Source organism: Glycomyces sp. NPDC047010, assembly GCF_040644205.1.
GTDB lineage: Bacteria > Actinomycetota > Actinomycetes > Mycobacteriales > Micromonosporaceae > Glycomyces.
Genome location: NZ_JBEYVY010000005.1, coordinates 351,628 through 378,558, shown reverse-complemented (window position 1 = coordinate 378,558; position 26,931 = coordinate 351,628). Strand labels below are relative to the sequence as shown.

Genomic DNA, 26,931 nt, shown 5'->3' with positions numbered 1-26,931 from the left:
GCCGTCCGCACGGCGGTCCCGCACCCGATACCTCGGTATGACACGCCGCCCCCGGAAATCCGCCGCAAGTCGGAAGCGACGGGCGCGGTCATTTCCTACTATTCGGGCATGACCGCTCCACGCACCGCCCTCCGCCCGCCCCAGCACCGCTTCGACCCGCGCACCGTGCCCTGGTGGCGCGTGCAGTGGCTCATCACGACCGCGGTGCCCGTCGTGCCGCTCGTCGTCCTCGGCCTCCTCATCGCCCCGGCCCGGACCTGGCTCCTCTTGCCCGCCGCGGCGATCCTCGTCCTCGGCCTCGCCGCCGCGTTCACGCTGCCCGCGTGGTGGCACCGCGTGCACCGCTGGGAGGTCACCGACACCGCCGTGTACACGCTCACCGGGTACTTCTGGCGGACCTGGCGCGTCGCGCCCATGTCGCGCATCCAGACCGTCGACACCACGCAGGGACCGGTGCAGCGCTCCTTCGGACTGTCCACGGTGGTCGTCACGACCGCGTCGTCGGCGGGCGCGGTGAAACTCGAAGGGCTCGACCAGGACGAGGCGTCCGCGCTGGCCGAGCGCCTCACCGAGCTGACCGACGCGACCCCCGGGGACGCGACGTGATCGGCATCGAGCACGCCGAGGGGAACGAGCCGTGGCGGCGGCTCCACCGCGACGGCCTCAAGGTCACCGCGCTGTACATGATCGGCGTGATGGTCGCCGCGGGCGTGCCGGTCGCGATCGGGATCGGCTCCGGCCCCGGACTGCTCATCGCGCTCGCGTTCGTCGTCCCCGGTGCGGCGCTGGTCATCGGGGCGGTCGTCGGGTACGAGGCGATCCGCCTGCGGGTCACCAGGTATCGCGTCACGGACGCGCGCGTGGAGATGCACACCGGCGTCCTGTTCAAGACCCGGCGCTCGCTCATGCGCGAGCGCATCCGCTCGGTGGACCTCACCGCGAACCCGCTCGAACGCGCCTTCGGCCTCGCGAAGGTCAAGGTCGGCACCGGCGAGACCGGCGGCGGGTCCGGTTCGGCGAACGAGCAGACGCTCACGCTCGACTCGGTGGGCCGCGCCGAGGCCGAGCGGCTTCGCGCGGTCCTGCTGCGGCGCAGCGAGGTCGAGGTCGGCGAGGACGGCGAGCAGCGGCTCGCCACGTGGGAGCCGGGGTGGCTGAAGTACGCGCCCCTGTCGTTCCTGACGCCGATGCTCGCGGGCGCGGCGGTCGGCGGCACGTTCCAGATCGCCGACTGGTTCGGCAAGGGCGGCCTGCCCGTCGAGATCGTGGGCGGTCTGGTGGACGAGTACGGGCCGTGGGCGGTCCTCGGGCTGGGCCTGGTCGGCCTGCTGATCCTCGGCGCCATCGCCAGCCTTGCGCTGCAAGGTGAGGCGTGGTGGGGTCACCGGCTCGACCGGGAGCCCGGCGGCACGCTCCGGGTGCGCCGCGGCCTGCTCGTCTCGCGCTCGCTCAGCCTGGAGGAGGAGCGCATCCGCGGCGTGGAGATCGTGGAGCCGCTCGGCGTGCGCTCCGCGGGCGCGGGTCGTCTCGACGTGGTCGCGATCGGTCTCAAGACCGACCAGGAGGGCTCGGACCTGTCGACGCTCGTCCCGGCCGCGCCGCTCCCCACCGTCACCGATGTCGCGGAGGCGGTGATTGGGCCGGTGGACAGCGACCTGACGGCGCACCCGCGGACGGCACGGACGCGGCGCCTCCGCTGGGCCGCAGTCGCAGTCGTCGTCCTCGCGGCCGCCGCGACGGTGCCGCACCTGCTGTGGTCGCTCCCGGCGCTGCTGAGCGCGGCGATCGTCCTGGCGGCGGTGCTGAGCGCGGCGTTCGCGGCGTGGACCGCCTTCGACTCCTATGCGTCCCTGGGGCATGCGCTCACGCCGCGGCACCTGGTGTCGCGGCGCGGGAGCACCCGTCGGGCCACCGTCCACTTGGACCGGTCGGGCATCATCGGCTGGCGGATCACGCAGTCGGTGTTCCAGCGGCGCATGGGCTTGATGACGCTCGACGCGACCACCGCGGCCGGGAAGGGCCACTACGCGGTGATCGACGCCGACGAGCACGAGATCCTCGACTTCGCCGCCGAGGCCGTGCCGGACCTGCTGCGGCCGTTCCTGGTCAAATCACCGGAATGACCGGAGCGCGTCCTCCCCGGGCGGCTCCTCGGCCCGGATCAGCGCCTCGATCTCGCCGACGCGGTCCCACGTGTTGACGGCCATCCCGGCGAGGACGCGCCCGCCCTTCGTCCAGAACGCCACGAACTCAAGGGACTCAAGCGATCCCGAGACGACGACCGCGTCGTAGGCGTCCGGCCCGGCGACGAACCCGAGGTACTCCATGCCCAGGTCGTACTGGTCGGTGAAGAAGTACGGGAGCTTGTCGAAGGCCGCGTCGGACCCGAGCGCGGCCTTCGCGGCGTGCTCGCCGGTGTCGATCGCGGTCTGCCAGTGCTCCACGCGGATCGGGCGGCCGTAGTGCGGGTAGGGGGCGCTGGCGACATCGCCTGCGGCCCAGACGTCCTCGGCGCTGGTGCGGAGGGTGGCGTCCACGGCGAGGCCGCCGCCGAGCGCGCGCTCGCGCTGTTCGAGGCCCGCGGCGGCGGCGAGCCCGGCGTTGGGGACGACGCCGACCGCGACGAGCACCAGGTCCGCGTCGACGCGCTCGCCTTCGGTGGTCTCGACGCCGACGGCGCGGCCGTCCTCGCCGAGGATCTTCGCGATCTCAGTGCGGCGGTGGAGGTCCACGCCCTTGTCGAGGTGGAGCTGCGCGAACACGAGGCCCATCTCGGGGCCGAGGACGCGTTCGAGGGGCTGCGCGCCCATGCCGAACAGGGTCACGTCGCGGCCCAGCTGCCGCGCCGACGCGGCGACCTCCATGCCGATCCAGCCGTCGCCGACGATGACGACGCGTCCTTCTCCGCTCTTCAGTTCGGCCGCAAGGAGGTCGGCGTCCTCGACGGTGCGCAGCAGGTGCACGCCCCGCAGGTCCGCGCCCGCTACGGGCAGGGCCCGGGGGCTCGACCCGGTGGCGAGGATCAGCTTGGCGTAGTCGAGGCCGCTCCCGTCCGCGAGCGCGACCCGGTGCGCGGCGGTGTCGAGCCCGGTCGCGGGCGTGCCGACGCGCAGGTCGGCGTTCTGCCGGTACCAGTCCTCGTCCACGGTGAACAGGGCGCCGCGCCCGGCCTCCCCGCGCAGGTAGTCCTTGGACAGCGGCGGCCTCTCGTAGGGCCGGTGCGGCTCCCCGGTCACGACGACCAGGTCGCCTTCGTACCCCTCGTCGCGGAGGGTCTGCGCGGCCTTGGAGGCGGCGAGGCCGCCTCCGACGATGACGAACGGTGCACTCATGTTGCGGCTCCGGCTCCCGTAGGCGGTTGGTCCGCCTCCCATTCTCACCCCGAACGGGTGACGGCGGGAGGGCCTCCTACAGGTTCCTGAGCGTGCGGCGGCGAAGGAAGGCGAGGAGCAGCGCTCCGGCGGCGAGCGTCCCGGCTCCGGCGAGGCCGATCGCGGCGAGGGAGCCGCCGGTTGCGCCGTCGTTCGAGACGGCGTCGTCCGCGATGAGGAAGTCGATCGCGAGGCTCACGTTGGTGTACTCGCCGGTGGTGACCACCCGTTCGGAGACGAACTGGACGAGCAGTCCGTGCTCGGGCGCTTCGGTGCCGGTGTTGACGAAACTGAACGTGGCGGGCGCGGACCCGCCCGGTTCGAGCCCGCTCACGTCCTGGACCTCAATGGTGTACGCGGTCGCGGCCGCATCCTGCGCCTGCGCGGGCACCGCGATCAGCACGAGACCGACCGCGAGCACGGCCGCCGCGACACGGAGAAGACGGCGCTGTCTGTCCATTCGGGAAGGGGTCATGATTCCGACACGCGCAGCATCGGACCACCGTTGCGCCCTGGGTGAACTTCGAGTGAACGAGAGGCGGCTCAGACCCGATCAGCGTCGCCCATGTCGGGGAGGCCGGGATTGAACTGGGCCTCGTAGCGAGGATGGACCCACATGTACCGGCCGCGGTGACGGACGCGAACAAGTCCGCCGAAGGTGGGGTCCTGTTCGCGGACGAGGTTGTGGAGGTCGCGGAGCTGGGTTCGCGCCTGCTCCGCACTCCAGGAACCCGGTCGGGTCCAGGAGGTCCGAGCCGGCAGGGATTCGACGAGAACATGCTGGACGGGGGTCGATCCCGACTCGGTCGTATTGTTCGGGAGGACGATCGCGAGCGCAATCGCCGTTGCATTGCACCAGGGCCCCGCACCGTCGAGCCACGCCTCCGGGATGCGAACGATGTGGCTCGTGATTCTGGTGCCGTCCGACTTCGTCGGCTGGCGCGAGTACTCACACCAGAAGTTCACCCGGCAGCTCACGACTATCTCTCCCGGGCCGTCGGGCCTGAACTTGTCGATGGCAGAGAGAGTGAGAAGGCGGGGGCCGTCTGCGGCTTCGCTCTCGAATGCCTGGAGGATGTCCTGGAGGCACGTCTCCGCATTGGTGATGTGTCGCCTGCCGATCTGCGCCGCGAACCCGGGTCTGAGCAGATTCTCGACGGCCGTTTCGAAACGCTCATCGGAGTCGATCGGCGCAACCACGCCACTCAGCAAGTCCTGGATAGCGACATCCTCATCGCAAGAGCCGCAGGTGATTTCACGCTTGCCCTTGAGTCGGCGGTTGAAGAGTCGTTCCATCTCCCACTGGCCTGCCTGCCCGCCATCAGGGTCATTGCAGTTGCCCCCGCAGGAGACGAAGGTACGGACCTTCACGCCCTGCCAGAACTCGGCGACGTGGCTCTTGATCTCCTCAATGACCAAGGTGAGGAGGTAATCCGGGACCACCGCCTTGACCGAGACCATCAACCGGTTCCGGTCGAGCTTGATCAGCGCCCGGCCGTGGAGGCCGTGGTCGATTACCAGGCCACCGGTCCAGTGGAGGCTCTCCTCGTATCGTTCGCGCCCCAACGAAAGAGAGTGCAGCCGCACGATGAGCCGGTAGATCAGACCTTCGGGGATGTGGAAGTTGTCCGAGGCGTCGCTGAACTTGCAGATCCTGGTCTGGACGGCGAGATCACCCCCGTAATCGCGCCAAGCCTCCAGTGAAGGCGTGCTGGGGTCGACCAGTTGCGCGATGAGGCTCGTCGGCGCTCGGCCGCCATGGCCACCTCCGCCAACACGGTACGAGATCTCGTACTCCTCCATGAGGCGCAACAGGACCCGGTGGACCTTCTCGGGATAACGCAGGTGAGGCGGGTTGGTCGGGTCGTTCCAGATTTCCTTGAGGCGGGCGTGCTCCACAAGGCCGTGGTCCAGGACGGTCCGCGCGTCGTCGAGCACGAGACTGACCGCCGTGCTGAGCCAGTCGCCCTTGAGGACCACGAGCTGATCGAGACCTGGAATGTCCGGGTAGTAGCACCAGTGGCCGAGGTCCGTGGCCACGGTCGCGAGGGTCTTCGCCGATGCCTCGGTGAGGCCATGCTCGGCGGCGCGGGCGAGGTAGTCCCGGTACTCCAGGTACGGCTCTGGAACCTGGTGCAGATCGTCCTGGAGGCGGCGCCAGCTCGCGGGCAGCTTCCGGGAGAAGTACGGGAGTCCGGAGGCGGTGCGCTGCACGGCGGCCTTCAGGTCCTCGATTCCGGTACCTGTACTGCTGTCGACGTGGTGGAAACCCACGATCACGTCCCCGTGGACCTGCCGAAGTCGGTTCTCATCGATGTGCGCGAAGCGGTCCTTCGGTCCCCCGTGGGTCGCAACGACATGCACTCGGACATCATCGCCGGCGCGGCGGCGGATCAGCTCGATCCACTCTTCGACGTTGTCCTGCCGCGGCCCGTGCCGGGGCTTCCAGACGACAAGGTAGACGGCAGGAGCAGTGAAGAACAGCTGATGCGTCGGGCGGTAGGTCTCCTGGCCGCCGAAGTCCCAGGTGTTCAGCACGCACTCGTCGGCGGTCCCCTGCGAGAGTGTCAACGACCTGACCTCGATGCCATGTGTGGAGGAGCGGTCGGCCTCGAACGGCTCCCCCAGCATCGCGGAGAGCAAGGTGCTCTTGCCGACCGCGCCTTCCCCGACGAGCACGAGCTTCGCTTCCCGGACCGCAACACCGTTGGCTGCGACCTCCTTCAAGAAGGTCATGAGCCCATCTCCACCGCTCGCTTCGGCGGCGGCCATCTCCGGGGGAAGCAGGTTGTCCGATGCGGAGAACCGCTCCAGGTCGGGAAGCTCAGCGATCTGCTCGGGGAGAGCTTGCAGCTCGTTGTCACTGAGGTCGAGGGTCGTGAGCTTGGTCAGGTTCCCGATGGAGTCGGGGAGAGCCGTTAGCAGGTTCCCGCCGAGGTTGAGCGTCGTCAGCGCGGTGAGGCCGCCGAGGGCGTCCGGCAGTGAGACGAGTCGGTTGCGGGTGAGGTGGAGCCGGAGGAGGAAGGCGAGGTTGCCGATGGTTTCGGGCAGTGAGGTCAGCCTGTTGTAGATGAGGTCGAGTTGAGTGAGGCGAGTGAGGTTGCCGATCGACTCGGGCAGCGAGGCCAGTCGGTTCATGCTCGGGTCGAACTCGGTGAGGTTGGCAAGGTTACCGATGGATTCCGGAAGCGCCTCGATGTCGTTGTCCCAGAAGCTCAGGCGTTCGAGCGCGGTGAGGTCGCCGATGGATTCGGGTAGGGATCGCAGTTCGTTGTCGCGACAGGCGAGGTTGATGAGGTTGGTCAACAGTCCGATCCCGTCGGGCAGTGCGGCGAGGCGGTTGTCGTCCAGGTTCAGGTGCGTGAGCCCGGTGAGGTTCAGAATGGTGTCGGGGAGCCGGGTGAGGCGGTTGTCCTCAAGGTTCAGGTTCGTGAGCCCTGTGAGGTTCCCGATCGACTCGGGCAGCGAGGTCAACCGGTTGGCGTCCAGCGTCAGCTCGGTGAGGCCCGTGAGGTCTCCGAGCGACTCCGGGAGTGCCTTGAGGTCGTTCTTGCTCAGGGTCAGCGAGGTCAGGCGGGTGAGGTTCCCGATCGACTCCGGCACTGACCGCAGATCGTTGCCGTCGAGATTGAGCTTGGTGAGCGCCGTGAGTCTGCCGATCGTCGCGGGGATCTCCTCAATGTCGTTTCGGGCAAGCTCCAACCTGGTCAGCGCGGTCAGGTCGCCTATCGAATCCGGGATTCGACTCAACCGGTTCTTGTCGAGATCGAGCGAGGTGAGCGCCCGCAAGCGCCCAAAGGATTCCGGCAGTTCGGTCAACCGGTTGTCGAACAGGTTGAGTTCGGCGAGCGCGCCAAGGTCGCCGATCGACTCGGGCAGGGTGGTGATGCGGTTGTCCGTCAGGTTGAGCTTGGTGAGCCAGGTGAGTTCGCAGATCTCCTCAGTGAGCTCCGTGAGGTCGAGGTCGGAGAGATCTAGGACGGGCTGCCTGGTGCGCTTGGCCTCACGGATACGGCGAATGGCCTCGTCGAGCATCGAAAGGGGCTCTTCCTGCGGGGGAGACAAGGAGACTCCCATTTTAGTCGGCCCGCGCCTGGTAGCAGTCCCCGAATCGTCCCAGCGCGTTCGAGAGTGCAACGCAGGGGACACACAGAGTTGCCACCGATCGGTATAATTCGGCGCATATGCTCAGTGCCCCCATCCCCGATGAGCTGCCTCGTGCTTGTCCTGCGCAAGAAGGATCCCCATGCCGGAAATCGATGTGAACGAGCTGAGATCGGTCGGCGACACTGTCCTGCCCGCGATGGCGGACGACTACGACGGCTTCGCTACCGAGATCGGAGATGCGGGGTCCGGTGCGGCGTCGATACTGTTGCCCGACAACCAGAGCAGCGGAAATGCACTCTCAGAGGCATGGGTCGAGGCGCACAAGTTTCTCTACGCGGTGCTGGAGGAGAACGCCGACAGCCATCGGGCGGCCGGCATGACCATCCTCGAATGCTGCGACGACTACGAGGCCGCCGACGCCGCGAGCGCCCAGGACTTCGAGGTCAGTGCAGAAGACCTCGAATCCAGTTACACCTCGAATTTCGAGAAGACCGATGCCGGCGAGTACGAGAGCGAGCTCGCGCCGCCGGTCGACGGACAGGACTACGACATCACCGCCGGTCAGCAGAGCTACGGCGATGAGATGACCGAGTGGGCCGAACAGCAGCAGCAACAGCAGGCGAACGGGTAGGAGCGCGGCGATGACCAAGTTCGAGAGCCCCGAGAGCCTGATCGAGCTCGATCCGCCGAGCCACGCGGATATCCGGGGCGCGGTGCGGGACCTGCAAGGAATCCTGACCAAGCGATACATGTACTACCGGTACGCCGACTATGCGTTCGGGATCTATGGAGACGGGGCGTTGACGGCCGAGAACTACCACGAGATCCTCGGGTTCATGAGTTGCCTGACGGCCGACGAGGCGACCGAGTTCCACAAATGGTGCTCTGATGCGGCCGACGTCTGGATCGACGAGGTCCTCTCCTGGACCAGTCAGATCCTGACCAAGAGCGAAGACTCCCTTTCCAACTTGGCAAAGCACCTGCGAACGATCGCGCGGCAGATGGAGACCGGAGCGCTGGAGTCGAGGGCGGACGACGTGCTCTCCTCGTTCGATCACTACTGGAAGGACGCGGCAGGCGACGCCGCCCGGGAGAACTACGGCGAGTGCATCGGTGAAGCCGTCGGGCACCACACGGACATGGCGTTCGCGCTGGCGAACGGGGCCGAGTCCGAGCGGATTCTCAGTGTCGCCGCCCGGGCGCACATCGACGAAGTGATCAAGACCGCCTCGGCCGCGCTCGAACACGGCTCCGGGGGTTCGGACGCCGAGATGGTGATCATCAAGTCCATCGCGAACAAGCTGACGGACACCGGGGTGGGGAAGGCGTTCTGGACTGCGGTGACGATCGCCGACGGTCTCTCGAAACTCGACGCGTCGCAGGCGGCCCAGACGTATCCGGTGATGTCCGACAAGAATCCCGACACGTTGAAGCAGGAGGTCCGCGGCGCGTTCGACAGCGTCGAAGAGGTCCTGACGGGAGACCGGGAGGTGTTCGGACAGTCTCTGACGACGGTGTTCAACGAGTACCGCAACCTGTACCGGGAAGAGGAGCAGAACAAGATCGTCCCGGGCATCGGCGGGGTCGGCGGAAGACTGGACATCTAGAGGACTGATGGGGAATCCACACATGTCTGCTGCATGGCGACGGTATTCGGCCGTTCTCACGGGCGCGCTGCTGGTGACGGTCGGCTGTACGCCGTCGGGCGCAGAGGACGGAGAAGCGCCGGAGGGGACCGTGCTCTCCGATGTCTGCGGCGATCTCGACTACGGCGCCGCGGCGGCGCTGCTCGGTGACGAGGCCGTGCAGGCCGTCTCTGGAAGCGGCGAGGTTCTCGGTTCTACGGAGGTCGGCACGCTGCTCTGCGGTGCTGAGGTCCCTCCGCCCGCGAACACCGAGTTCGGATTCGCGGTCTGGAATTACATACCGGACAACGGGAATGAGGAGTTCATCGCCGGACGGGAGCAGATCTGGGGCGATCTCGGCTACGTCTATCCGCTCCAGGGCGCTGACTACGGCGAGATCGACCGGTCGCTCCTCGTCGAACCGGAGGTCGAGGAGTTGAGTGCCGACGGCTGGGACCGGGCGGCGGTGGTGCGCTACTTCCAGGTGGGTGAAGACGCGCAGAGCTGGGATCCCGACGGCGACGGCATGGTGGTGTTCTGCTCCTTCCAGACCGGCGACCTGACGATCGATTTCGAGCTGCGGGTCGGCGACCAGGGGACAGGGACCGCTCCCGATACACAGCCGTACACCGAGATGCTGACCGGAGTCGCGGACCAGCTCGCGGAGCGGTTGGACGTCTGAGAGCCGGGTCCGGAGGCGGTCAGGATTCGGGGCGGAAGTCGTAGTAGGTCATGTTTCGGGGTTCGAGGAGGGCTTCCATGAAGAGGTCGGGGTGGTCGGGGGTGACCATGGCGCCGAGGCGCTGGAGGAGGATGCCGTCGGTGAGGTAGCCGCGGGCCATGCGCTCCCAGCGGTCGTCGAGGACGGTGAGGGTGACGCCGTCGCCGGTGCGGTCGTAGACGGCGACTTTGCGCATGCCGTCGGCCTGGAGGGCGTAGAAGCCGACCTTGTCGGGAACGCTGCTGGTCACGGTCTCGTCTCCCTTGCCACGTAGAGCGGGTGGGCCTCGGTGATGCGGCCGGGCCAGTTGGCGCCGGTGATGCCGCCGTTCTGGCGGATCTCGTCGAGGCGGCTGAGGGCGCCGTCGATCGCGGGCTCCTCCAATCCTAGTCGCGCGAGGTCGTCGCCGAGCTGATCGGAGTCGACGCGGTTGAGGCCGTCGATGATGTCCTGGTCCATGTAGTTGCCGTACTCGTTGGCGACGAAGTCGGAGCGGATGCCGCGGATCGGGCCGCGGTCGAAGGAGTCCTGGTCGACGGGGAAGCTGTAGCCGTGGTCGATGGGGACGACGCCGCCGTTCTGGTCGGTGAGGTAGTTGCCGTTGTGCCTGTCGCTGTTGCCGATGACGTAGTCGAGGACGGCCATGCGCTGCTGTTCGGACGAGGTGTAGTCGCCGGGGTCGTTGCTCGGTGAGTTGGGCATCGCCATGCGCTGCAACGATCCCGGACCGTTCGGGCCGTCCCACATGGTCGTGGCGGGGGTGAGGCCGAGGCCGAGGTGCTGGTCCACGACGGAGGCGCCGGCTTCACGCGGGGCGAGGCCGGAGGGGGGCACGCCGGTCACGGTGGTGGTGTCCTCGCCGATCACGGGCTTGTAGAGGCCCTGGGAGCCGTCCTCGAACGTGACGACGTGCGCTTCGTTGAGGTGCGCGTTGGCGTTCATCGGGGAGATGTCCACGACCTGGAGGTCCATCGGGTCGGGCCACGGCTGGGTGTGGTGGGGCGTCGTGGTCGATCCGGGGGTGGTTCCGGGGGTCGCGGTGGTCGACGGGGTGGACGAGGGCCTGGCGGAGCTGCCGGTGTTCGAGGGGCGGGAGGCGGTGATGCGGTCCCTGGTCGCGCGGGCGTCGTCGGCGTGGCTGCGGCCGGGGAGGGGGCTGCGGGGGCGGCTCGGGGCGCCGTCCTCGGAGCGGGTGTGCGGGGAGTCCGTGTCCGGGCTGCCGGTTCTGGGTGCGTCGGTCCCGTGGTGGCGGGTCATGGCTGCTCCGTTCCGCTTGGAGGCCAAGGATCTCGCTCGGCCCGGCGGTGGCTACAAACCAGGAATATAGACGCTGTTCATCCACTGTGGGGAACTCTAATGTGGCGTCCGGCGCCTCGTGGGGGGCGGGGCCACCAGCGGGGGCGCAGGGACCGAACTTGGCACGTTCTACGTCCAGCCGCGGCGGATGGGGCGGGTGGACTGGGTGGGCTCCTTGTCGCGGGTGCGGTAGACGACGTAGGGCCGGAAGATGTACCAGACCGGGGCGCTGAACGCGTGGACGAGCCGCGTGAACGGGAAGAGCGCGAACAGGGCGAGGCCGATGAGCGCGTGGAGCTTGAACGCGCCGGTGGCGGCGGTCATGGCGGCGACGTCGGGCTGGAGGTAGAAGACGCTGCGGAACCAGGGGGAGACGGTCTCGCGGTAGTCGGCCTCGTGCGCGCCGGTGAGGCCCGCGACGGCGCTGAGGAGGGTGGTGGCGATCCCGGCGAGGATCGCGGCGACGAGGACGAGGTACATGACCTTGTCGTTGACGGTGGTGGCGCTGAAGACCGGGCCGGTGGTGCGGCGGCGCCAGATGAGGAGCGCGATGCCGCCGAGGGTGGTCACGCCCGCGATGCCGCCCAAGGAGAGTGCGGTGACGTGGTACTGGTCGTTGGTGATGCCCACGGCGTCGGTCCAGGACTCGGGGATGAGCAGGCCCACGACGTGGCCGATGATGACCACGAGCAGTCCGAAGTGGAACACAGGGCTGGCGATGCGCAGGAGCCGCGACTCGTAGAGCTGCGAGGAGCGGGTGGTCCAGCCGAAGCGGTCGTACCGGTACCGCCAGATGGTCCCTCCGATGAGGACGGCGAGGACGACGTAGGGCAGTGCGCCCCACAGCAGGTAGTCGACGGTGGTCGGGTTCATCTCGCGGCTCCGATCTTCGCGGGCATGCCGAGGCGCACGGCGCCGTACGGGTCAAGCCCTACGTCCTCGGCTGGAGGTCCGGCGGCGGCCAGGCGGGCGGCCTCGCGGCGGGCTTCGTCGGGGGGCGGGAGGGTTGCGGCCACGGCGTCGAGGACAGCGGCGTACGGGCTGGCGCCCTCGTGGAGGGCGGCGCGCAGCAGCTCGATGCCGGGCTGGAACCGGGCGAGGAGCCGTCCACCCGCCTCCACGTCCCCTCTGGCGGCGAATTCGAGCACCACTGCCAGGTGGTCGGGCAGTTCGGCGGCGTCGAGTCTCCAGCCGCAGGCGCCATAGATCTCCTTGATGCGGGCGAGCGCGTGCCCGCGCCTGCGGGTGTCGCCGTCGGTGTAGTAGGTCAGGTGGAGCGCCCTGCGGCGCTTCAGGTCGAAGGTCCGCACGTACTCGCGGCCCAGGTCAAGCTCCGTCTGCGCCCTCGCGTAGGAGCAGAACGCGGTGAGGGCCTCGCGGGCGTCGCCCGGTTCCAGTTCGGCCGCGGCGGCCTCCACGAGCGGGAGCCGCTCGAAGAACCCGGCGTCCGGGTAGCACAGGAGCATCGCGGCGGCCTGGCGGATCACGGCGGTCACTTCGACTCACCGCCCTTGAGGTACTTGCCGTCCGAGGAGTTCTGGTCCGCTGTCTGCTTGTCCTTCTCCGGGAACAGGCCCGGCGGGCGGCCGTTGCCGTCCCAGTTCAGGAGGTTGAGGCGCCGCGCGGGGCCGGAGTGCCCGTCGCTGGTCTGGCGGTCGCGCAGGGCGTGGAAGTTCTCCACGGACGCGGGCTGCGGCCGCCCCGACGCCTCGCCGAACGGCACGCCGCCGCCCATCCCGCCCATGCCGGGACCGCCCTCGAAGTCGAGGCTGCACCCGATCTCGTCGATGACGCCGCGGTCGGCCTCGTCGACGCCGTACGCGGTCGGGATGACGTACCGGTCGTCGTACTTCGCGATGGCGAGCAGCCGGTACATCGCCTCGATGTCCGTGCCGCTCATGCCGATCGCTTCGGCGATCGACTCGTCGGGCTCCTGCCCGAGGTTGATGCGCCGCATGTACGCGCGCATCGCCGCGAGCTTCGCGAGCACGGCCTTCACCGGCTCCGGGTCGCCCGCGGTGAACAGCTCCGCGAGGTACTCGACGGGGATGCGCAGGGTGTCGATGGCCGCGAACAGGTTCCCGGCGTCCTCGCCGTCGTGCCCGGTCTCGCTCAGCGCGTCCACGACGGGCGACAGCGGCGGCACGTACCAGACCATCGGCATCGTGCGGTACTCCGGATGCAGCGGCAGCGCGATCCCGAACTCCTTGGCCAGCTTGTACACCGGCGAGCGCCGCGCCGACTCGATCCACCGCTCCGGGATGCCGTCGCGGATCGCCGCGGCGGCCACCTCCGGGTCGGAGGGGTCGAGGAACACGTCCAGCTGCGCCGCGAAGAGGTCCTTCTCGTCCTTGACGGCGGCTGCCTTGCCGACCCGCTCGACGTCGTAGAGGATCACCCCGAGGTACCGCAGCCGCCCCACGCACGTCTCCGAGCAGACCGTGGGCATGCCGACCTCGACGCGCGGGTAGCAGAGCGTGCACTTCTCGGCCTTGCCGGTCTTGTGGTTGAAGTACACCTTCTTGTACGGGCAGCCCGTGACGCACATGCGCCAGCCGCGGCACTTGTCCTGGTCCACCAGGACGATGCCGTCCTCGGCGCGCTTGTACATCGCGCCCGACGGGCACGACGCGACGCAGCTCGGGTTCAGGCAGTGCTCGCAGATGCGCGGCAGGTAGAACATGAACGACTGCTCGTACTCGAAGCGGACCTTGTCGCCGATCTTCTGCACGATCGGGTCGTTCGACGCCAGCTCCTCGCCGCCCGCGAGGTCGTCGTCCCAGTTCGCGCTCCACTTGATCTGCATGGGGTCGCCGGTGAGGAGCGACCTGGGCCGCGCGCCCGGGATGTCGTCGCCGAGCGGCGCGGTGACGAGGTGCTCGTAGTCGTACGTCCAGGGCTCGTAGTAGTCCTGGATCGCGGGCATCTTCGGGTTCGCGAAGATCGTGGCGAGCTTCTTCAGCCGCCCGCCCGCGCGCGGCTTGAGACGCCCTGCGGCCGTGCGCTTCCACCCGCCCTGCCACCGCTCCTGGTCCTCGTGGCGGCGCGGGTACCCCTGGCCGGGGCGGGTCTCGACGTTGTTGAACCACACGTACTCGACGCCGGAGCGGTTCGTCCACGCCTGCTTGCACGTGACGGAGCACGTGTGGCAGCCGATGCACTTGTCGAGGTTCATGACCATGGCGACCTGGGCCATGACCTTCCCGATGCGGGCCATCAGTACGTCACCTCGGTTCTGCGTTTGCGCACGACCGTGACTTCGTCGCGCTGGTTGCCGGTGGGGCCGATGTAGTTGAACGCGTAGGAGAACTGCGCGTACCCGCCGATGAGGTGGGTGGGTTTGACGAGGAGGCGGGTGAGCGAGTTGTGGATGCCGCCGCGCTTGCCGGTGGTCTCGGTCTTCGGCACGTCCACGACGCGCTCCTGCGCGTGGTACATGTAGACGGTCCCTTGGGGCATTCGGTGCGAGACGACGAGCCGTGCGGCGACGACGCCGTTGCGGTTGACGGCCTCGACCCAGTCGTTGTCCTTGGCGCCGATGGCTTCGGCGTCGGCGGGGCTCATCCAGATGTTGGGGCCGCCGCGCGAGAGCGTGAGCATGAGCAGGTTGTCCTGGTACTCGGAGTGGATGGACCACTTCGAGTGGGGCGTCAGGTACCTGACGGCGACGGCCCGCTCCCCCGTCGGCCCGATCTCCGGTTCGCCGAAGAGCGCGGCCATGTTCAGGGGCGGCCGGTAGACGGGCAGGGCCTCGCCGAACTCGTGCATCCAGTCGTGGTCCACATAGCAGTGCATGCGGCCGGTGAGGGTGTGCCAGGGCTTGTCGTGCTCCAGGTTGATCGTGAACGGCGAGTACCGGCGGTCGTGGGCCTCCTTGCCGGACCACTCGGGGCTCGCGCCGACGGGCGTGGGGCCGTGCTGGGTGTCGGAGAAGACCACGCGGCGCTCGGCGGCGCCGTGGATGAGCTCGTCGAAGTCGGTGCCGGTGCGGGCCGCGAGGCGCTCGAACCCTTGGGCCGCAAGGCGCCCGTTGCTGGTGCCGGAGAGCGCGAGGATCATCTCGCAGGCCTTGACGTCGGTGTCGATGAGCGGCCGGCCGATCGCGGGATGCTGCCGGGAGGTGCCGTTCCTGGCCGCGAGCCAGCCGATCTCGACGTCGGGCGTGAACGAGACGCCCTTGACGGGCAGGCCCTTCTCTTCGGCGAGCGAGCCGAGCGCGTTCATCTTCGCGGCCACGGCCGGGTAGTCGCGCTCGACGGCGATGATCGCTGGCATGGTCTTGCCCGGTATCGGCCGCAGTCCTTCGGCCTTCCAGTCGGGGGCGATGCCGCCGGGCTGGGCGAGTTCGCCGGGGGTGTCGTGCTGGTGCGGGGCGGCGACGAGGTCGGTGGCGACGCCGAGGTGGTCCTCGGCGAGCTCGGAGAAACGGCGGGCGAGGGCGTGGAACGCCTCGAAGTCGGTGCGCGCCTGCCAGGGCGGGTCGATCGCGGGCGAGAACGCGTGCACGTACGGGTGCATGTCCGTAGTGGACAGGTCGTGCTTCTCGTACCAGGTCGCGGCCGGGAGCACCAGGTCCGACAGCAGCGTCGTGGAGGTCATGCGGAAGTCCAGGGACAGGAGCAGGTCGAGCTTCCCCTGCGGCGCCTGGCCGTGCCACGTGACGTCGGCGGGCCGGTGGTCCGGCCCGGCCTCGGCGCCCTGCACGGAGTTCTGGGTGCCGAGGAGGTGCTTGAGGAAGTACTCGTCGCCCTTCGCGGAGGACCCGAACAGGTTGGCGCGCCACACGGTCAGCACCCGCGGCCAGTTCTCGGGCGCGTCCGGGTCCTCGGCGGCGAAGCGGAGCTCCCCGGATTCGAGCTCGTCGGCGATGTACTCGCCGGGCGCCTTGCCCGCCTCCTTGGCCTCCTGCGCGAGCAGGAGCGGGTTGCGGTCGAACGTGGGGTACGAGGGCATCCAACCCATGCGCGCGGAGGCCGCGACCATGTCGGCGGTGTGCGTGCCCGCCAGGCGATTCGGGCCCGTCGCCGACAGGAGCGCGTCGGCGTCGTAGGTGTCGTAGCGCCACTGGTCGGTGTGCAGGTACCAGTACGGCGTCGCGGCCATGAACCGCGCCGGGCGCGTCCAGTCCATCGCCGAGGCGTATGCGGCCCAACCGGACTGGGTGCGGCACTTCTCCTGTCCGACGTAGTGGGCCCAGCCGCCGCCGTTCTTCCCCTGGCAGCCGGTGAGCAGCAGGAGCGTGAGGAACGAGCGGTACATCGTGTCGCCGTGGAACCACTGGTTCGTGCCCGCGCCGAGCACGATCATGGCCCGCCCGCCGGAGTCCCTTGCGGTGGCGGCGAACTCGCGGGCGATGCGCGCGATCCGGTCGGCCTTCACGGAGGTCACCGACTCGGCCCACGCGGGCGTGCACGGCTCGGACGAGTCCTCGTAGCCCGCGGGCCAGCGCCCGGGCAGGCCCGGCCGCTGGACGCCGTACTGGGCCAGGAGCAGGTCGAAGACGGTGGTGACGAGGCGTCCGCCGATGCGCCGGACGGGGACGCCGCGCTCCATCAACTCGCCTTCGCCGTCGAAGCGGGGCAGGGAGATCGCGGCGGACTCGCCGCCGTCGGTGAACAGCGTCAGTGCGGGGACGACGCCTTCGAGGTCGAGGTTCCACTTGCCGGGCTCGTCGTCGTTCCAGCGGGTCCCGAGGGTCCCGTTGGGCGCCACCGGCTCCCCGGTGCGCTCGTCGAGGAGCACGGGCTTCCACTCGGCGTACGGGTCGTCGGCGGCGGCGCTGCGCAGGAACTTGCCGGGCACGAGGCCGCCGTCCCGCTCGTCCAGCTCCACGAGGAACGGCAGGTCGGTGTACTTGCGCACGTAGGCGTCGAAGGCCGCGGTGCGCTGCTCGACGAAGTGCTCCTTGAGGATCACGTGGCCCATCGCCATGGCCATGGCGCCGTCGGTGCCCGGGTGGGGGGCGAGCCATTCGTCGGCGAACTTCGCGGCGTCGTTGTAGTCGGGGGCGACGGTGACGACCTTCTGGCCGCGGTAGCGGGCCTCGGCCATCCAGTGCGCGTCGGGGGTGCGGGTGACGGGGACGTTGGAGCCCCAGAGGATCAGGTAGGCGGCGTCCCACCAGTCGCCGGACTCGGGGACGTCGGTCTGGTCGCCGAAGACCTGCGGGGAGGCGACGGGCAGGTCGGCGTACCAGTCGTAGAAGGAGAGCATGGACCCGCCGAGGAGGTTCACGAAGCGGGCGCCGACGCCGTGGGAGACCTGGGACATCGCGGGGATCGGGGAGAACCCGGCGATGCGGTCGGGACCGTAGGCGCCGATGGTGTGGACGTGCGCGGCGGCGGCGATCTCGACGGCCTCGTCCCAGGTGATGCGCACGAGGCCGCCCTTGCCGCGGGCGGACTGGTAGCGGGCGCGCTTGGCGGGGTCGGTGGTGATCTCGGCCCACGCGGCGACCGGGTCGCCCAGGCGCGCTTTCGCTTCGCGGAACATCTCGATGAGGACGCCGCGCCCGTACGGGTAGCGGACCCTGGTGGGCGAGTAGGTGTACCAGGAGAAGGCGGCGCCGCGGGGGCAGCCGCGGGGCTCGTACTCGGGGCGGTCGGGGCCCACGGACGGGTAGTCGGTCGCCTGGGTCTCCCAGGTGATGATGCCGTCCTTGACGTACACGTTCCAGGAGCAGGAGCCGGTGCAGTTGACGCCGTGGGTGGAGCGGACGACCTTGTCGTGGGACCAGCGGTCGCGGTAGAACACGTCGCCTTCGCGGCCGCCGTCCTTGATGATCGCGCGCAGGTCGCCGGTGGCCTCGGAGCGGGTGAGGTGGACGCCGGTGCGCAGCAGCAGTGCGGAGGCGGGCCGGTCGGTTCGCGCCACGCTGGTCTCCCTCTCGGTCGCACGGCCCGCGCGGGAGCGCGGGAGTCCGCAGCCAGATTAGGGTCTTCAGCCCCCGCAAAGGGGACTAATCGGCATACTGTCCTCGGCATTGGAGTCCGACCGAGGAGGCCGCCCATGGGCACCACCGACACCGTGCAGCGCGGCGCCGGGAGGAACCTGGCGCTCGCGACGTCCGCGTTCGCGCTGACGTTCTGGGCGTGGAACCTCATCGGGCCGCTGTCGAAGACCTATGCGGACGACCTGGACCTGAACCCGACGCAGACGTCGGTGCTCGTGGCGTTCCCGGTCCTGGTCGGCGCGGTGGGGCGCATCCCGGCGGGCATCCTCACCGACCGGTTCGGCGGCCGGACGATGCTCACGGCCGCGTGCTTCGTGTCGATCGTGCCGGTCCTGCTGGTGGGCCTGTCGGGCGGCTCGTTCGCGGCGCTGCTCGCGTCGGGGTTCCTGCTGGGCCTGGCGGGCACGTCGTTCGCGGTCGGCATCCCGTTCGTGAACGCCTGGTACCCGCCCGCGCGGCGCGGCTTCGCGACGGGCGTGTTCGGCGCGGGCATGGGCGGCACGGCGTTGTCGGCGTTCCTGACGCCGCGCCTGGTGGACGGCATGGGGCTGCTGCCGACGCACCTGCTCATGTGCGCGGCGCTCGCGGTGATGGGCCTGGTGTGCTGGGCGTTCGCGCGGGACGCTCCCCAGTGGAGCCCGAACACGGACCCGGCGCTGCCGCGGCTGCGGGCGGTCGCGAAGCTGAAGGTCACGTGGCAGATGTCGCTGCTGTACGCGGTGGCGTTCGGCGGCTTCGTGGCGTTCTCGACGTACCTGCCGACGATGCTGGTGACGGCCTACGACCTGGCGCAGACCGACGCCGGCCTGCGCACGGCCGGGTTCAGCCTGGCCGCGGTGGTCGCACGCCCGGCGGGCGGCATCCTCTCGGACCGGGTGGGGCCGTTGAAGATCTGCCTGACGTCGTTCTTCGGGGCGGCGATCATGGCGGTGCTCCTGTCGTTCCAGCCGCCCCTGGAGGTGCCCGCGGGCGCGTGCTTCGTGCTCATGGCGCTGCTCCTGGGACTGGGCACCGGCGGGGTGTTCGCGCTGGTCGCCGAATTGGTGGAGCCCGCGCGGGTCGGCGGCGTGACCGGGATCGTGGGGGCCGCGGGCGGCCTCGGCGGGTACTTCCCGCCGCTGGTGATGGGCGCGGTGTACCAGGCGACGGGCTCGTACGCGGTTGGGCTGCTGCTCCTGGCGCTGACGGCGCTGCTGGTCGGGGTGTTCACACTGCGGGTCTTCCGCAGGCCGGTGATCGCTCCGAACCCCAAACTCACGTGATTACTTCTCGGGAATGAAGCGGGCCGGGCCGGAATCCCTCTCAAGCAGGAGGAACCGGCCCGCGTCCGCGCCTAGGGTGAAGTCATGTTGGAAATCAAGGACCTGCACAAGCGGTTCGGCGAGACCGTCGCCCTCGACGGGGTGTCGCTGTCGGCCGCCCCGGGCGAAGTCGTCGGATTCGTCGGCGCCAACGGGGCCGGGAAGACCACCACCATGCGCATCGCCATGGGCGTGCTCGCCGCCGACTCCGGCGAGATCGTCTACAACGGCGCGCGGCTCGGCGTCGAGCAGCGCCGCCGCTTCGGCTACATGCCCTCCGAGCGCGGCCTCTACCCCAAGATGAAGACCGGTGAGCAGGTCGCCTACTTCGGTGAGCTGCACGGGATGACGAAGGCCGCGGCGAAGCGCTCCGCCGCCGAGCTGCTGGAGCAGCTCAACCTCACCGAGCGCATCGGCGACTTCGTGCAGGACCTGTCGCTGGGCAACCAGCAGCGCGTCCAGCTCGCCGTCTCCCTCGTCCACGACCCCGAGGCGCTCATCCTCGACGAGCCGTTCTCGGGCCTCGACCCGATCGCGGTCGACGTCATGGGCACCGCGCTGCGCGACCGCGCCGCCGCCGGGGCGCCCGTCATCTTCTCCAGCCACCAGCTCGACCTCATCGAGCGGCTCTGCGACTCCGTCGTCATCATCGGCAACGGGAAGATCATCGCGTCCGGGTCCGTCGAGGAGCTGAAGGCCAAGGAGGTCAAGCAGCTCCGCATCAGCGTCGAGACCGACCGCGACCTCGCCGCCGAGTTCACCGGCACGGTGACCCGCGACGGCGACGACTACCTCATCGAGGACGGCGACGACCAGGAGGCCCTGCGCATCGCCGCGGCCGCCGGGCGCGTCACCCGCTTCGCCTACGACCAGCCCACCATCGCCGAGATCTTCCGAGAGGCCGTGACCCGATGACGCAGAACGAACCGTCGAGGATGCGCGGGCTCATGCTCGTCGCCGGGCGCGAGATCCGCGTCCGCGGCCTGTCGAAGTCCAACATCGTCAGCCTCATCGTCACCGTCGTCATCGTCGGCGTCCTCGCCGCACTCCCGAGCCTCATCGGTGGCGGCTCCGACGACGAGAAGATCGGCCTCGCCGGGGACGCCGCCCCCGCAATGCAGGCCCAGCTGGACGCCATGGGCGGCTTCGACATCACCTTGTACGACACCGCCGCCGAAGCGGAGAAGGCCGTCGAGGACGAGACCGTGGACGCGGCCGTCGCCGACGGCTCGCTCTACAGCCGCGACGGCGTCGGCAACGAGGTCGAGGCGAAGATCGACGCCGCCTGGCAGGCCGCGAGCGTCCAGACCAACCTCTCCGACGCCGGGCTCAGCGACCAGCAGATCGCCGACGCGCTCACCGTGAAGCCCCTGGAGTGGGTGACCCTGGAGTCCGAGGGCGGCGTCGGCAGCACGCTCGACTACTTCACCGGCCTGATCATCTCCATCATCATGTTCATGATGCTCATGACCCCCGTGCAGTACATCGCCATGGGCGTCGTCGAGGAGAAGTCCAGCCGCATCGTCGAGATCCTCCTGACCAGCCTCAAGCCGTGGCAGCTCCTCGGCGGCAAGGTCATCGGCCTCGGCGTGATCTCCCTGGTCAACCTGATCGCGATGGTCGCGGTCGGCCTCGGCGTCTCGGCCGCCACCGGGATGCTCTCCGACCTGCCCGCGGGCACCGCCTCCGCGGCGGTCTCCACGATCGGCTGGTGGCTCATCGCGTTCGCCCTGTTCGGCACGCTCGCCGGCGGCGTCGGCTCGCTCGTGTCGCGCCAGGAGGAGTCCGGGTCGGTCCTGACCCCGCTCATCATGTCGCTGACGCTCAGCTACCTCGGCGCGATCTTCCTGCTCAACGCGCCGACGAGCACGTTCCCGGAGGTCCTGTCGATCGTCCCGCCGTTCTCCGGCATCGCGATGCCCACCCGCATGGCGATCACCGACGTCCCGGCCTGGCAGATCGGCCTCTCCGGCGTCCTCCTCGCGCTCGCCGCGGCCGGGGCGCTCGCGCTCGGCTCGCAGCTGTACAAGCGGTCCGTCCTCTACACGGGCTCGCGCATGAAGATCAGCGAGGCGCTGCGCCGCGCCGCCTAGCAGCACAAGGCGAAAGGGCCCGGGAGGAGATCCTCCCGGGCCCTTCTGCGTGCAGGCGCTACTCCGTCAGACTGCGCTATTCCGTCAAGAACAGGAAGTAGCCGATCGAGGCGAGCATGAGCACCCAGGCGATCGGGTGGACTTCCTTCCAGCGGCCCTTGGCGGCCATCATGATCGGGAAGAACACCAGGCCCAGGGCGATGCCGTTGGAGATCGAGTAGGTCAGCGGCATCGCGGCGACGATGAGGAACGCCGGGATCGCGTACTCCAGCTTCACCCACTCGATCTCGCCGAGCGCCTTCGCCATGAGCACGCCCACGATGATCAGCGCGGGCGCGGTGACCGCCGGGTTGTTCGCGACCAGGCCGAACACCGGGAACGCCACGAGCGACACGATGAACCAGAACCCGGTCGTCACGGCCGTGAGGCCGGTGCGGCCGCCGACGGAGACGCCCGCGGTCGACTCGATGTACGCGGTCGTGGTCGAGGTGCCGAGGACGGCGCCCGCGGAGGTCGCGATCGAGTCGGTGGCGAGGGCGCGGCCCGCGCGCGGCAGCTTGCCGTCCTTGACGAGCCCGGCCTGCCCGGCGACGGCGAACAGCGTCCCGGCGGTGTCGAAGAAGTCCACGAACAGCATGGTCAGGATGACCGCGATCATGTGGACGGTGAACGCGTCCTCGAAGCCGGTGAAGGCCGCGCCGAACGAGTCGAGGTTCGGGGTGAAGCCGTCGGCCAACTTGAAGTCGATGACGCCGGTGAGGACGCCCAGGACCAGCGTGGCGAGCATCCCGTAGAACACGCCGCCCTTCCAGCCGAGGACCATGAACACCGCGGTGGAGACCAGGCCGAACACGGTGAGCAGGACCGTGCCCGAGGTGAAGTCGCCGATCGTCACGAGCGTGGCCGGGGAGTCGACGACGATGCCGCCGCCCTTGAGGCCGATGAACGCGATGAACAGGCCGATCCCCGCGCCGACCGCGAGCTTCAGCTGCGCCGGGATCGCGTTGATGATCGACTCGCGCGCGCCGGTGACGGCGAGGATGAAGAACAGCACGCCCGAGACGAGCGTGCCGGTCAGCGCGGTCTGCCACGGGATGCCGAGGGTCATGACCACGGTGAAGGCGAAGAACGCGTTGAGACCCATGCCGGGGGCGGTGGCGATGGGGTAGCGGGCCCACAGGCCCATGACGAGGCAGCCGAGCGCCGAGGCGAGCGCGGTCGCGGTGAACACGGCGCCCGGGTTCGGGGCGTCGAACCCGGCTTCGGACAGGCCGAAGCTGAGGATGCCGGGGTTGACGGCGAGAATGTAGGCCATCGCCAGGAACGTCGTGGTCCCCGCGAGGACCTCGCGCTTCCAGTTGGTCTTGTTCTCGGTCATCCCGAAGTACTTGTCGAGGCGCCCGGGCTGGGGCGCGTCCTTCTTCTTGTCTTTGGCTTCAGTGGCCATGTCTCGGGCACTCCTGTGCAGGCGAGTCTTCGGATGCCGGGCAGCTGGCACCCCGGGGACCAGGGTAAATGGATAGGCGCTGAACCTGCGGGTAATGTACCGGGTCCGCCACGGAAAGAAAAGCGAGCTGGCCTCGAAGTTGTGAGTTTTACACAGACTTCACGGGCCGTGCACAAGGCGACGCCCCGGAGCCAAGGGGGGGACGGCTCCGGGGCGTCGACTTAGGGTCGAGCCCCCGGTGGCAGGATTCCGGGGGCTCGACAAGGACCGCACCGTCAAGCAGCGGGCGGTAGTCGGAGGTCTCATCCCCGGCGCAGACGCGCCGGGCTTCCTGCCCTGAGACAACTGCTAAACGCGGCGGCGTCTTGTGCGGTTGCATAACGGTTCGATAACGGGCGCGGCTTTTTTCGCGGCCGCGCCCGCACGCTCCTACTCCTCGTCAGACTCGGTCTTCCGGCGCAGGACAACGAGGATCACGATCCCCGCGAGGACCACGATGCCGCCGCCGACCAGGAAGTAGGTCAGCGACGAACCCGTGGTCGGGAGCTGCGCGACCGGCGTGGTCGAGGCGCCCGCGGGCGCAGTGCTGGTCGCGGCCGGCTCGGAGCTCGACTCGGCCGGGCCCTCGGAGCTCGGGTGCTCCGAGGACGGCTGGTCCGTGGTCGGCCCCTCGGAAGAGGACTCGTCGGTCGTCGGGCCCTCCGAGGACGGCTCGTCGGTGGTCGGGTTCTCAGACGAGGGCCCGTCCGTGGTGGGCGCGTCGGTCGTCGGTTCCTCGGTCGTGGGCCCTTCCGTGGTCGGCCCCTCGGTCGTCGGTTCCTCGGTAGTCGGCGATTCCGTCGAGGGCTCTTCGGTGGTGGGCACCTCCGTCGAGGGCTCCTCCGTGGTCGGGACCTCGGTGGACGGCTCCTCGCTCGGGGTCTCCTCCCCCGGAGGCTCCTCGGTGGCCGGGCAGGTGTGGGTCAGGTTGAAGTTGTCCTTGTGGCTCCCGCCCCCGTTCCCGCCCCCGTTGCCGTTGCCGTTCCCGCCGCGGTCCCGGTCGCGCTTGATCTCGGCCTCGGCGTCGATGAGGGTCAGCCCGGCGGGCGTGATGATGTACGCCTTGTTGTTGCCCGAGCCGGAGACGATGCCCCCGTCGTCGTTGGTGTTGTAGCGCAGCGTGTTGCCGTCCTCGTCCTGGAAGACGGCCTCGATGTACCTGAAGTTGCCGTCGGCGCCGACGGAGCCGGGCAGGACGAACACCCAGCCGTCGAGCCAGTCCTCGGTGTCCCGCGGGATCTGGTCGCAGCTGTTCTTGAAGTCCTCGGCGGTCGTGGGCACGTTGCCGGGGTTGATGTCGATGGTGTCGGTTCCGCCCGCGAGCGCGGGGACGGCGAAGGCGAGCGCGACGGCTCCTGCCAGGCCGGCCGCGGCCGCGGCGCCGAATGCCTTCTGGCGGCGTGTGAATCTCAAGGGAGTGCTCTCCGTGATGGGTGGTCGGAGGTGTCGGAGCGTGCCGGGTTCCGACTGCGCCTGGGCCAGGCGCGGACCAACTGTTCACGTCCCTGGAGTCACGGGAGTTGCGGTTCCGTGAGGCTGATTCTGAATTCCCCCGAACGGCTGACCTGCCAATTCACCGCGAAATCGGCCGAAGGTGCCGAAGCGCCGGGGGCGTCTGCGCCGCACTCGGGCCGAATCGTAGATCCTATAGGATATAGGCATGCCGCAAGCACTGAAGCTGAGCTATGACAAACCCGCGGAAGCCTGGCACGAGGGGCTCCCCCTTGGCAACGGCCGGGTCGGGGCCATGCTCTGGGGGAACCGGATCGAGCTGAACGAGGACGGGTTCTGGTCGGGCGACGGCAACAAGGGCGTCCCTGACGGCGTCGAGGGCATCGCCGCCGAGGCCGCGGAGCTGGTGCGCCGCGGCGAGTTCCACGCCGCCGACCAGCTGATCACCAGGCTCCAGGGCCCGAGCACCCAGGCGTACCAGCCCGCGGGCGCGTTCACAGCGGTCCACACCGGTACCGGGGACGTGCACCGCGAGCTCGACCTGCGCGACGGCGTCGCGACCACCGTCCGCGGATCGGTCCGGCAGGAGGCGTTCGCCTCGGTCGCCTACGGCGTCATCGCGATCCGCTGGAGCGCCGAGGAGCCCTTCGACCTGGACCTGGGCTTCCGGTGGCCGCACGAGGGCGGCTCCTCCGTCGCCGACTACGACGAGCTGAGCTTCACCGGGCACGCGCCCGTCGACGTCCACAAGAAGGGCGGCGGCGCCGACTACTCGTCCACCGAGGGCGTGCGGCGCCTCGGCCTGAACGCGCAGCTGCGCTGCGACGGCGCCCTGGTCCCCGCCGAGGGCGGGCACCGGTTCACCGGCTGCCGCGAGGTCGAGGTGTACCTCGCGCTGCACTCCGATTTCGACGCGTCCGCGGCCCTGGACCGCGCGCAAGATGAGGCCCGGCGCGCGGCCGCGAACGGCTGGAAGGCGCTCCTCGCCGACCACCTCGCGGCGCACCGGGCCGTCATGGACCGCGTGGGTCTCGATCTTCCACAGGGGCCTGTGGACAACTCGACTTCAGAGCGGCTGCGCCTCCGCGCCTCCGGGGAATCGGACGAGGACCTCGCGGTGCTCGCGTTCCAGTTCGGCCGCTACCTCCTCGCCGCGTCCTCGCGCCCCGGCACTCAGGCCGCGAACCTCCAGGGCATCTGGAACAGCGAGGTCACGCCGCCGTGGAACTGCGACTACACCACCAACATCAACGTCGAGATGAACTACTGGCCCGCCGAGACCTGCGGCCTCCCGGAGTTCCACGGCCCGCTGTTCGACCTCGTGGACGAACTCGCCGTGACCGGAGCCGAGACCGCGCGGAAGCTGTACGGCGCGGGCGGCTGGTGCTGCCACCACAACACCGACTACTGGCGGCTGACCACCCCGGTCGACGGGCGCGCGTGCTGGCAGGCGTGGCCCATGGGCGGGCTGTGGCTGGCGATGCACGTCGCCGAGCACTGGCGGTTCGGCCGCGACGAGGAGTTCCTCGCCGACCGGCTGCCCGCGGTCCTGGGCGCGGCCCGCTTCGCGTACGACCGGCTTTCCGAAGGCAGCGACGGCACGCTCGTGACGAACCCGGCGTCGAGCCCGGAGAACGAGTTCGTCACGCCCGCGGGGAACTCAGCGCTGGACGAGTCCACGGGGATGGACGCGGCGCTCGTGCGCGAGCTGTTCGCGTTCGTCGTGGAGGCCGCGGACATCGTCACCGAGACCCTCCACGGCGAGGACCTCCAGCTCGTCATGGACATCGAGGCGGCCCTGCCGCGCCTGGCGGGCCCGAAGATCGGCGCCGACGGGCGGCTCCTCGAATGGGCCGCCGAGCGCGAGGAGGCCGAGCCGCACCACCGCCACGTCTCGCACCTGTACGGGGTGTTCCCCGGCGACTCGTTCGCCGACTCCCCCGAGCTGCTGGACGCGGCCCGCAAGAGCCTCGAAGCGCGCGGCGACGCCGGGACCGGCTGGTCGCTCGCGTGGAAGACCGCGCTGTGGGCGCGCCTGGGCGACGGCGACCGGGCGCACCGCCTGCTCGGGGAGTTCCTGACGCCCGTGGGATTCCGCGGCGCGGGCGCCGAGTACGCCGACGGCGGCGTCTACTCCTCGCTGCTGTGCGCGCACCCGCCGTTCCAGATCGACGGGAACTTCGGGACGACCGCGGCGATCGCGGAGATGCTCGTGCAGTCGCACCGCGTGATCGACGGCGAGCCGGTGATCGAGCTGCTCCCGGCGCTGCCGTCCGCGTGGCCCGACGGGGAGGTGCGGGGCCTGCGGGCCCGCGGCGGCGTCACGGTCGAGCGACTCGCTTGGCGCGGCGGGGAAGTGACCGCGGTGGAGCTGAAGTCCTGCGTCGACGTGCGGGTCCACGTGCTCGGCAGAAAGGTGAAGCTCGACGCCGACGTCCCGTGGGCCGCCGACGTCTGAAACCGCTGAACGCAAAGGGGAGCGGCCGGAGTCCGATCGGACTCCGGCCGCTTTGGTATGAAGGTTGAC

The 26,931-nt window shown here is 69.6% G+C and carries 20 protein-coding genes; 9 read left to right on the top strand and 11 right to left on the bottom strand.

Features of this window, described 5'->3' with window-relative positions; genetic code table 11:
* Positions 1 to 108 precede the first annotated feature (108 nt).
* Both AB0A65_RS13020 and AB0A65_RS13015 read left to right on the top strand, forming a co-directional pair.
* Positions 109 to 606, top strand: a complete 498-nt coding sequence (locus AB0A65_RS13020) for a PH domain-containing protein (protein ID WP_359950745.1) — start codon at positions 109 to 111, stop codon at positions 604 to 606.
* Entirely contained in the window at positions 603 to 2,123 is a 1,521-nt protein-coding gene (locus tag AB0A65_RS13015; RefSeq protein ID WP_359950743.1) for a PH domain-containing protein, read from the top strand. The genes AB0A65_RS13020 and AB0A65_RS13015 overlap by 4 nt, the downstream gene beginning before the upstream one ends.
* On the opposite strand, the gene AB0A65_RS13010 is transcribed toward AB0A65_RS13015, so the two are convergent.
* The 3 genes from AB0A65_RS13010 to AB0A65_RS13000 form a co-directional block, all read right to left on the bottom strand.
* Positions 2,112 to 3,332, bottom strand: coding sequence for an FAD/NAD(P)-binding oxidoreductase (locus AB0A65_RS13010; protein ID WP_359950741.1), 1,221 nt, complete (start codon positions 3,330 to 3,332; stop codon positions 2,112 to 2,114). The two genes, AB0A65_RS13015 and AB0A65_RS13010, sit on opposite strands and share 12 nt — an antisense overlap.
* Positions 3,333 to 3,408: 76 nt before the next feature.
* On the bottom strand, positions 3,409 to 3,831 hold the full coding sequence (locus AB0A65_RS13005) for a hypothetical protein (protein ID WP_359950740.1): 423 nt from the start codon (positions 3,829 to 3,831) through the stop codon (positions 3,409 to 3,411).
* A gap of 83 nt (positions 3,832 to 3,914) precedes the next feature.
* Complete coding sequence (locus AB0A65_RS13000) at positions 3,915 to 7,406, bottom strand: COR domain-containing protein (RefSeq protein ID WP_359950738.1); 3,492 nt, start codon at positions 7,404 to 7,406, stop codon at positions 3,915 to 3,917.
* A 211-nt stretch (positions 7,407 to 7,617) separates the two neighbouring features.
* On the opposite strand from AB0A65_RS13000, the gene AB0A65_RS12995 reads away from it, so the two are divergent.
* From AB0A65_RS12995 to AB0A65_RS12985, 3 genes are read left to right on the top strand one after another with little or no spacing between them, the layout of a single operon-like run.
* Positions 7,618 to 8,109: a hypothetical protein gene (locus tag AB0A65_RS12995; RefSeq protein WP_359950736.1), complete on the top strand. Its 492-nt coding sequence runs from the start codon at positions 7,618 to 7,620 to the stop codon at positions 8,107 to 8,109.
* Positions 8,110 to 8,119: 10 nt separating this feature from the next.
* Positions 8,120 to 9,085, top strand: a complete 966-nt coding sequence (locus AB0A65_RS12990) for a hypothetical protein (protein WP_359950734.1) — start codon at positions 8,120 to 8,122, stop codon at positions 9,083 to 9,085.
* 22 nt (positions 9,086 to 9,107) lie between these two features.
* On the top strand, positions 9,108 to 9,785 hold the full coding sequence (locus AB0A65_RS12985) for a hypothetical protein (protein WP_359950732.1): 678 nt from the start codon (positions 9,108 to 9,110) through the stop codon (positions 9,783 to 9,785).
* 19 nt (positions 9,786 to 9,804) lie between these two features.
* On the opposite strand, the gene AB0A65_RS12980 is transcribed toward AB0A65_RS12985, so the two are convergent.
* From AB0A65_RS12980 to AB0A65_RS12955, 6 genes are all read right to left on the bottom strand, one after another.
* Complete coding sequence (locus AB0A65_RS12980; protein WP_359950730.1) at positions 9,805 to 10,074, bottom strand: hypothetical protein; 270 nt, start codon at positions 10,072 to 10,074, stop codon at positions 9,805 to 9,807.
* On the bottom strand, positions 10,071 to 11,081 hold the full coding sequence (locus tag AB0A65_RS12975) for a hypothetical protein (RefSeq protein WP_359950728.1): 1,011 nt from the start codon (positions 11,079 to 11,081) through the stop codon (positions 10,071 to 10,073). Before AB0A65_RS12975 ends, AB0A65_RS12980 begins: the two co-directional genes overlap by 4 nt.
* Positions 11,082 to 11,249: 168 nt before the next feature.
* On the bottom strand, positions 11,250 to 11,993 hold the full coding sequence (gene narI / locus AB0A65_RS12970; protein ID WP_359950726.1) for a respiratory nitrate reductase subunit gamma: 744 nt from the start codon (positions 11,991 to 11,993) through the stop codon (positions 11,250 to 11,252).
* Positions 11,990 to 12,586, bottom strand: a complete 597-nt coding sequence (gene narJ, locus AB0A65_RS12965; protein ID WP_359950842.1) for a nitrate reductase molybdenum cofactor assembly chaperone — start codon at positions 12,584 to 12,586, stop codon at positions 11,990 to 11,992. Before narJ ends, narI begins: the two co-directional genes overlap by 4 nt.
* A 26-nt stretch (positions 12,587 to 12,612) precedes the next feature.
* Positions 12,613 to 14,337, bottom strand: a complete 1,725-nt coding sequence (gene narH / locus AB0A65_RS12960; protein WP_359950724.1) for a nitrate reductase subunit beta — start codon at positions 14,335 to 14,337, stop codon at positions 12,613 to 12,615.
* Entirely contained in the window at positions 14,337 to 17,993 is a 3,657-nt protein-coding gene (locus AB0A65_RS12955; RefSeq protein WP_359950722.1) for a nitrate reductase subunit alpha, read from the bottom strand. Before AB0A65_RS12955 ends, narH begins: the two co-directional genes overlap by 1 nt.
* Before the next feature lie 135 nt (positions 17,994 to 18,128).
* Here AB0A65_RS12955 and AB0A65_RS12950 point away from each other — a divergent pair, with 135 nt between their 5' ends.
* The 3 genes from AB0A65_RS12950 to AB0A65_RS12940 all read left to right on the top strand — a co-directional run bounded on the left by AB0A65_RS12950 (position 18,129) and on the right by AB0A65_RS12940 (position 21,466).
* On the top strand, positions 18,129 to 19,334 hold the full coding sequence (locus AB0A65_RS12950) for an MFS transporter (RefSeq protein ID WP_359950720.1): 1,206 nt from the start codon (positions 18,129 to 18,131) through the stop codon (positions 19,332 to 19,334).
* Positions 19,335 to 19,418: 84 nt separating this feature from the next.
* A complete protein-coding gene (locus AB0A65_RS12945; RefSeq protein WP_359950718.1) occupies positions 19,419 to 20,288 on the top strand; it encodes an ATP-binding cassette domain-containing protein in 870 nt (289 codons plus the stop codon).
* Entirely contained in the window at positions 20,285 to 21,466 is a 1,182-nt protein-coding gene (locus AB0A65_RS12940; RefSeq protein ID WP_359950716.1) for an ABC transporter permease, read from the top strand. Before AB0A65_RS12945 ends, AB0A65_RS12940 begins: the two co-directional genes overlap by 4 nt.
* A gap of 76 nt (positions 21,467 to 21,542) precedes the next feature.
* On the opposite strand, the gene AB0A65_RS12935 is transcribed toward AB0A65_RS12940, so the two are convergent.
* Positions 21,543 to 22,844 carry an NCS2 family permease gene (locus AB0A65_RS12935; RefSeq protein ID WP_359950840.1) on the bottom strand — a complete coding sequence of 434 codons (1,302 nt, stop codon included), beginning with the start codon at positions 22,842 to 22,844 and terminating at the stop codon, positions 21,543 to 21,545.
* Positions 22,845 to 23,342: 498 nt separating this feature from the next.
* The gene (locus tag AB0A65_RS12930; RefSeq protein ID WP_359950714.1) at positions 23,343 to 24,365 is read right to left on the bottom strand and encodes an LPXTG cell wall anchor domain-containing protein; all 1,023 of its coding nucleotides are present in this window, start codon (positions 24,363 to 24,365) and stop codon (positions 23,343 to 23,345) included.
* 247 nt (positions 24,366 to 24,612) lie between these two features.
* Here AB0A65_RS12930 and AB0A65_RS12925 point away from each other — a divergent pair, with 247 nt between their 5' ends.
* Positions 24,613 to 26,862 carry a glycoside hydrolase N-terminal domain-containing protein gene (locus AB0A65_RS12925; protein WP_359950712.1) on the top strand — a complete coding sequence of 750 codons (2,250 nt, stop codon included), beginning with the start codon at positions 24,613 to 24,615 and terminating at the stop codon, positions 26,860 to 26,862.
* The last annotated feature ends 69 nt before the right edge of the window (positions 26,863 to 26,931 follow it).

What these genes read in the sequence shown, in the direction of transcription:
- AB0A65_RS12950 (WP_359950720.1), top strand. Translation starts at nt 18,129, where the DNA reads ATGGGCACCACCGACACCGTGCAGCGCGGCGCCGGGAGGAACCTGGCG.
- AB0A65_RS12990 (WP_359950734.1), top strand. Translation starts at nt 8,120, where the DNA reads ATGACCAAGTTCGAGAGCCCCGAGAGCCTGATCGAGCTCGATCCGCCG.
- AB0A65_RS13000 (WP_359950738.1), bottom strand. Translation starts at nt 7,406, where the DNA reads ATGCTCGACGAGGCCATTCGCCGTATCCGTGAGGCCAAGCGCACCAGG.
- narH (WP_359950724.1), bottom strand. Translation starts at nt 14,337, where the DNA reads ATGGCCCGCATCGGGAAGGTCATGGCCCAGGTCGCCATGGTCATGAAC.
- AB0A65_RS12995 (WP_359950736.1), top strand. Translation starts at nt 7,618, where the DNA reads ATGCCGGAAATCGATGTGAACGAGCTGAGATCGGTCGGCGACACTGTC.
- AB0A65_RS13005 (WP_359950740.1), bottom strand. Translation starts at nt 3,831, where the DNA reads ATGGACAGACAGCGCCGTCTTCTCCGTGTCGCGGCGGCCGTGCTCGCG.
- AB0A65_RS12975 (WP_359950728.1), bottom strand. Translation starts at nt 11,081, where the DNA reads ATGACCCGCCACCACGGGACCGACGCACCCAGAACCGGCAGCCCGGAC.
- AB0A65_RS12945 (WP_359950718.1), top strand. Translation starts at nt 19,419, where the DNA reads ATGTTGGAAATCAAGGACCTGCACAAGCGGTTCGGCGAGACCGTCGCC.
- AB0A65_RS12985 (WP_359950732.1), top strand. Translation starts at nt 9,108, where the DNA reads ATGTCTGCTGCATGGCGACGGTATTCGGCCGTTCTCACGGGCGCGCTG.
- narI (WP_359950726.1), bottom strand. Translation starts at nt 11,993, where the DNA reads ATGAACCCGACCACCGTCGACTACCTGCTGTGGGGCGCACTGCCCTAC.
- AB0A65_RS13020 (WP_359950745.1), top strand. Translation starts at nt 109, where the DNA reads ATGACCGCTCCACGCACCGCCCTCCGCCCGCCCCAGCACCGCTTCGAC.
- AB0A65_RS13010 (WP_359950741.1), bottom strand. Translation starts at nt 3,332, where the DNA reads ATGAGTGCACCGTTCGTCATCGTCGGAGGCGGCCTCGCCGCCTCCAAG.
- AB0A65_RS12935 (WP_359950840.1), bottom strand. Translation starts at nt 22,844, where the DNA reads ATGACCGAGAACAAGACCAACTGGAAGCGCGAGGTCCTCGCGGGGACC.
- AB0A65_RS12940 (WP_359950716.1), top strand. Translation starts at nt 20,285, where the DNA reads ATGACGCAGAACGAACCGTCGAGGATGCGCGGGCTCATGCTCGTCGCC.
- narJ (WP_359950842.1), bottom strand. Translation starts at nt 12,586, where the DNA reads ATGCTCCTGTGCTACCCGGACGCCGGGTTCTTCGAGCGGCTCCCGCTC.
- AB0A65_RS12925 (WP_359950712.1), top strand. Translation starts at nt 24,613, where the DNA reads ATGCCGCAAGCACTGAAGCTGAGCTATGACAAACCCGCGGAAGCCTGG.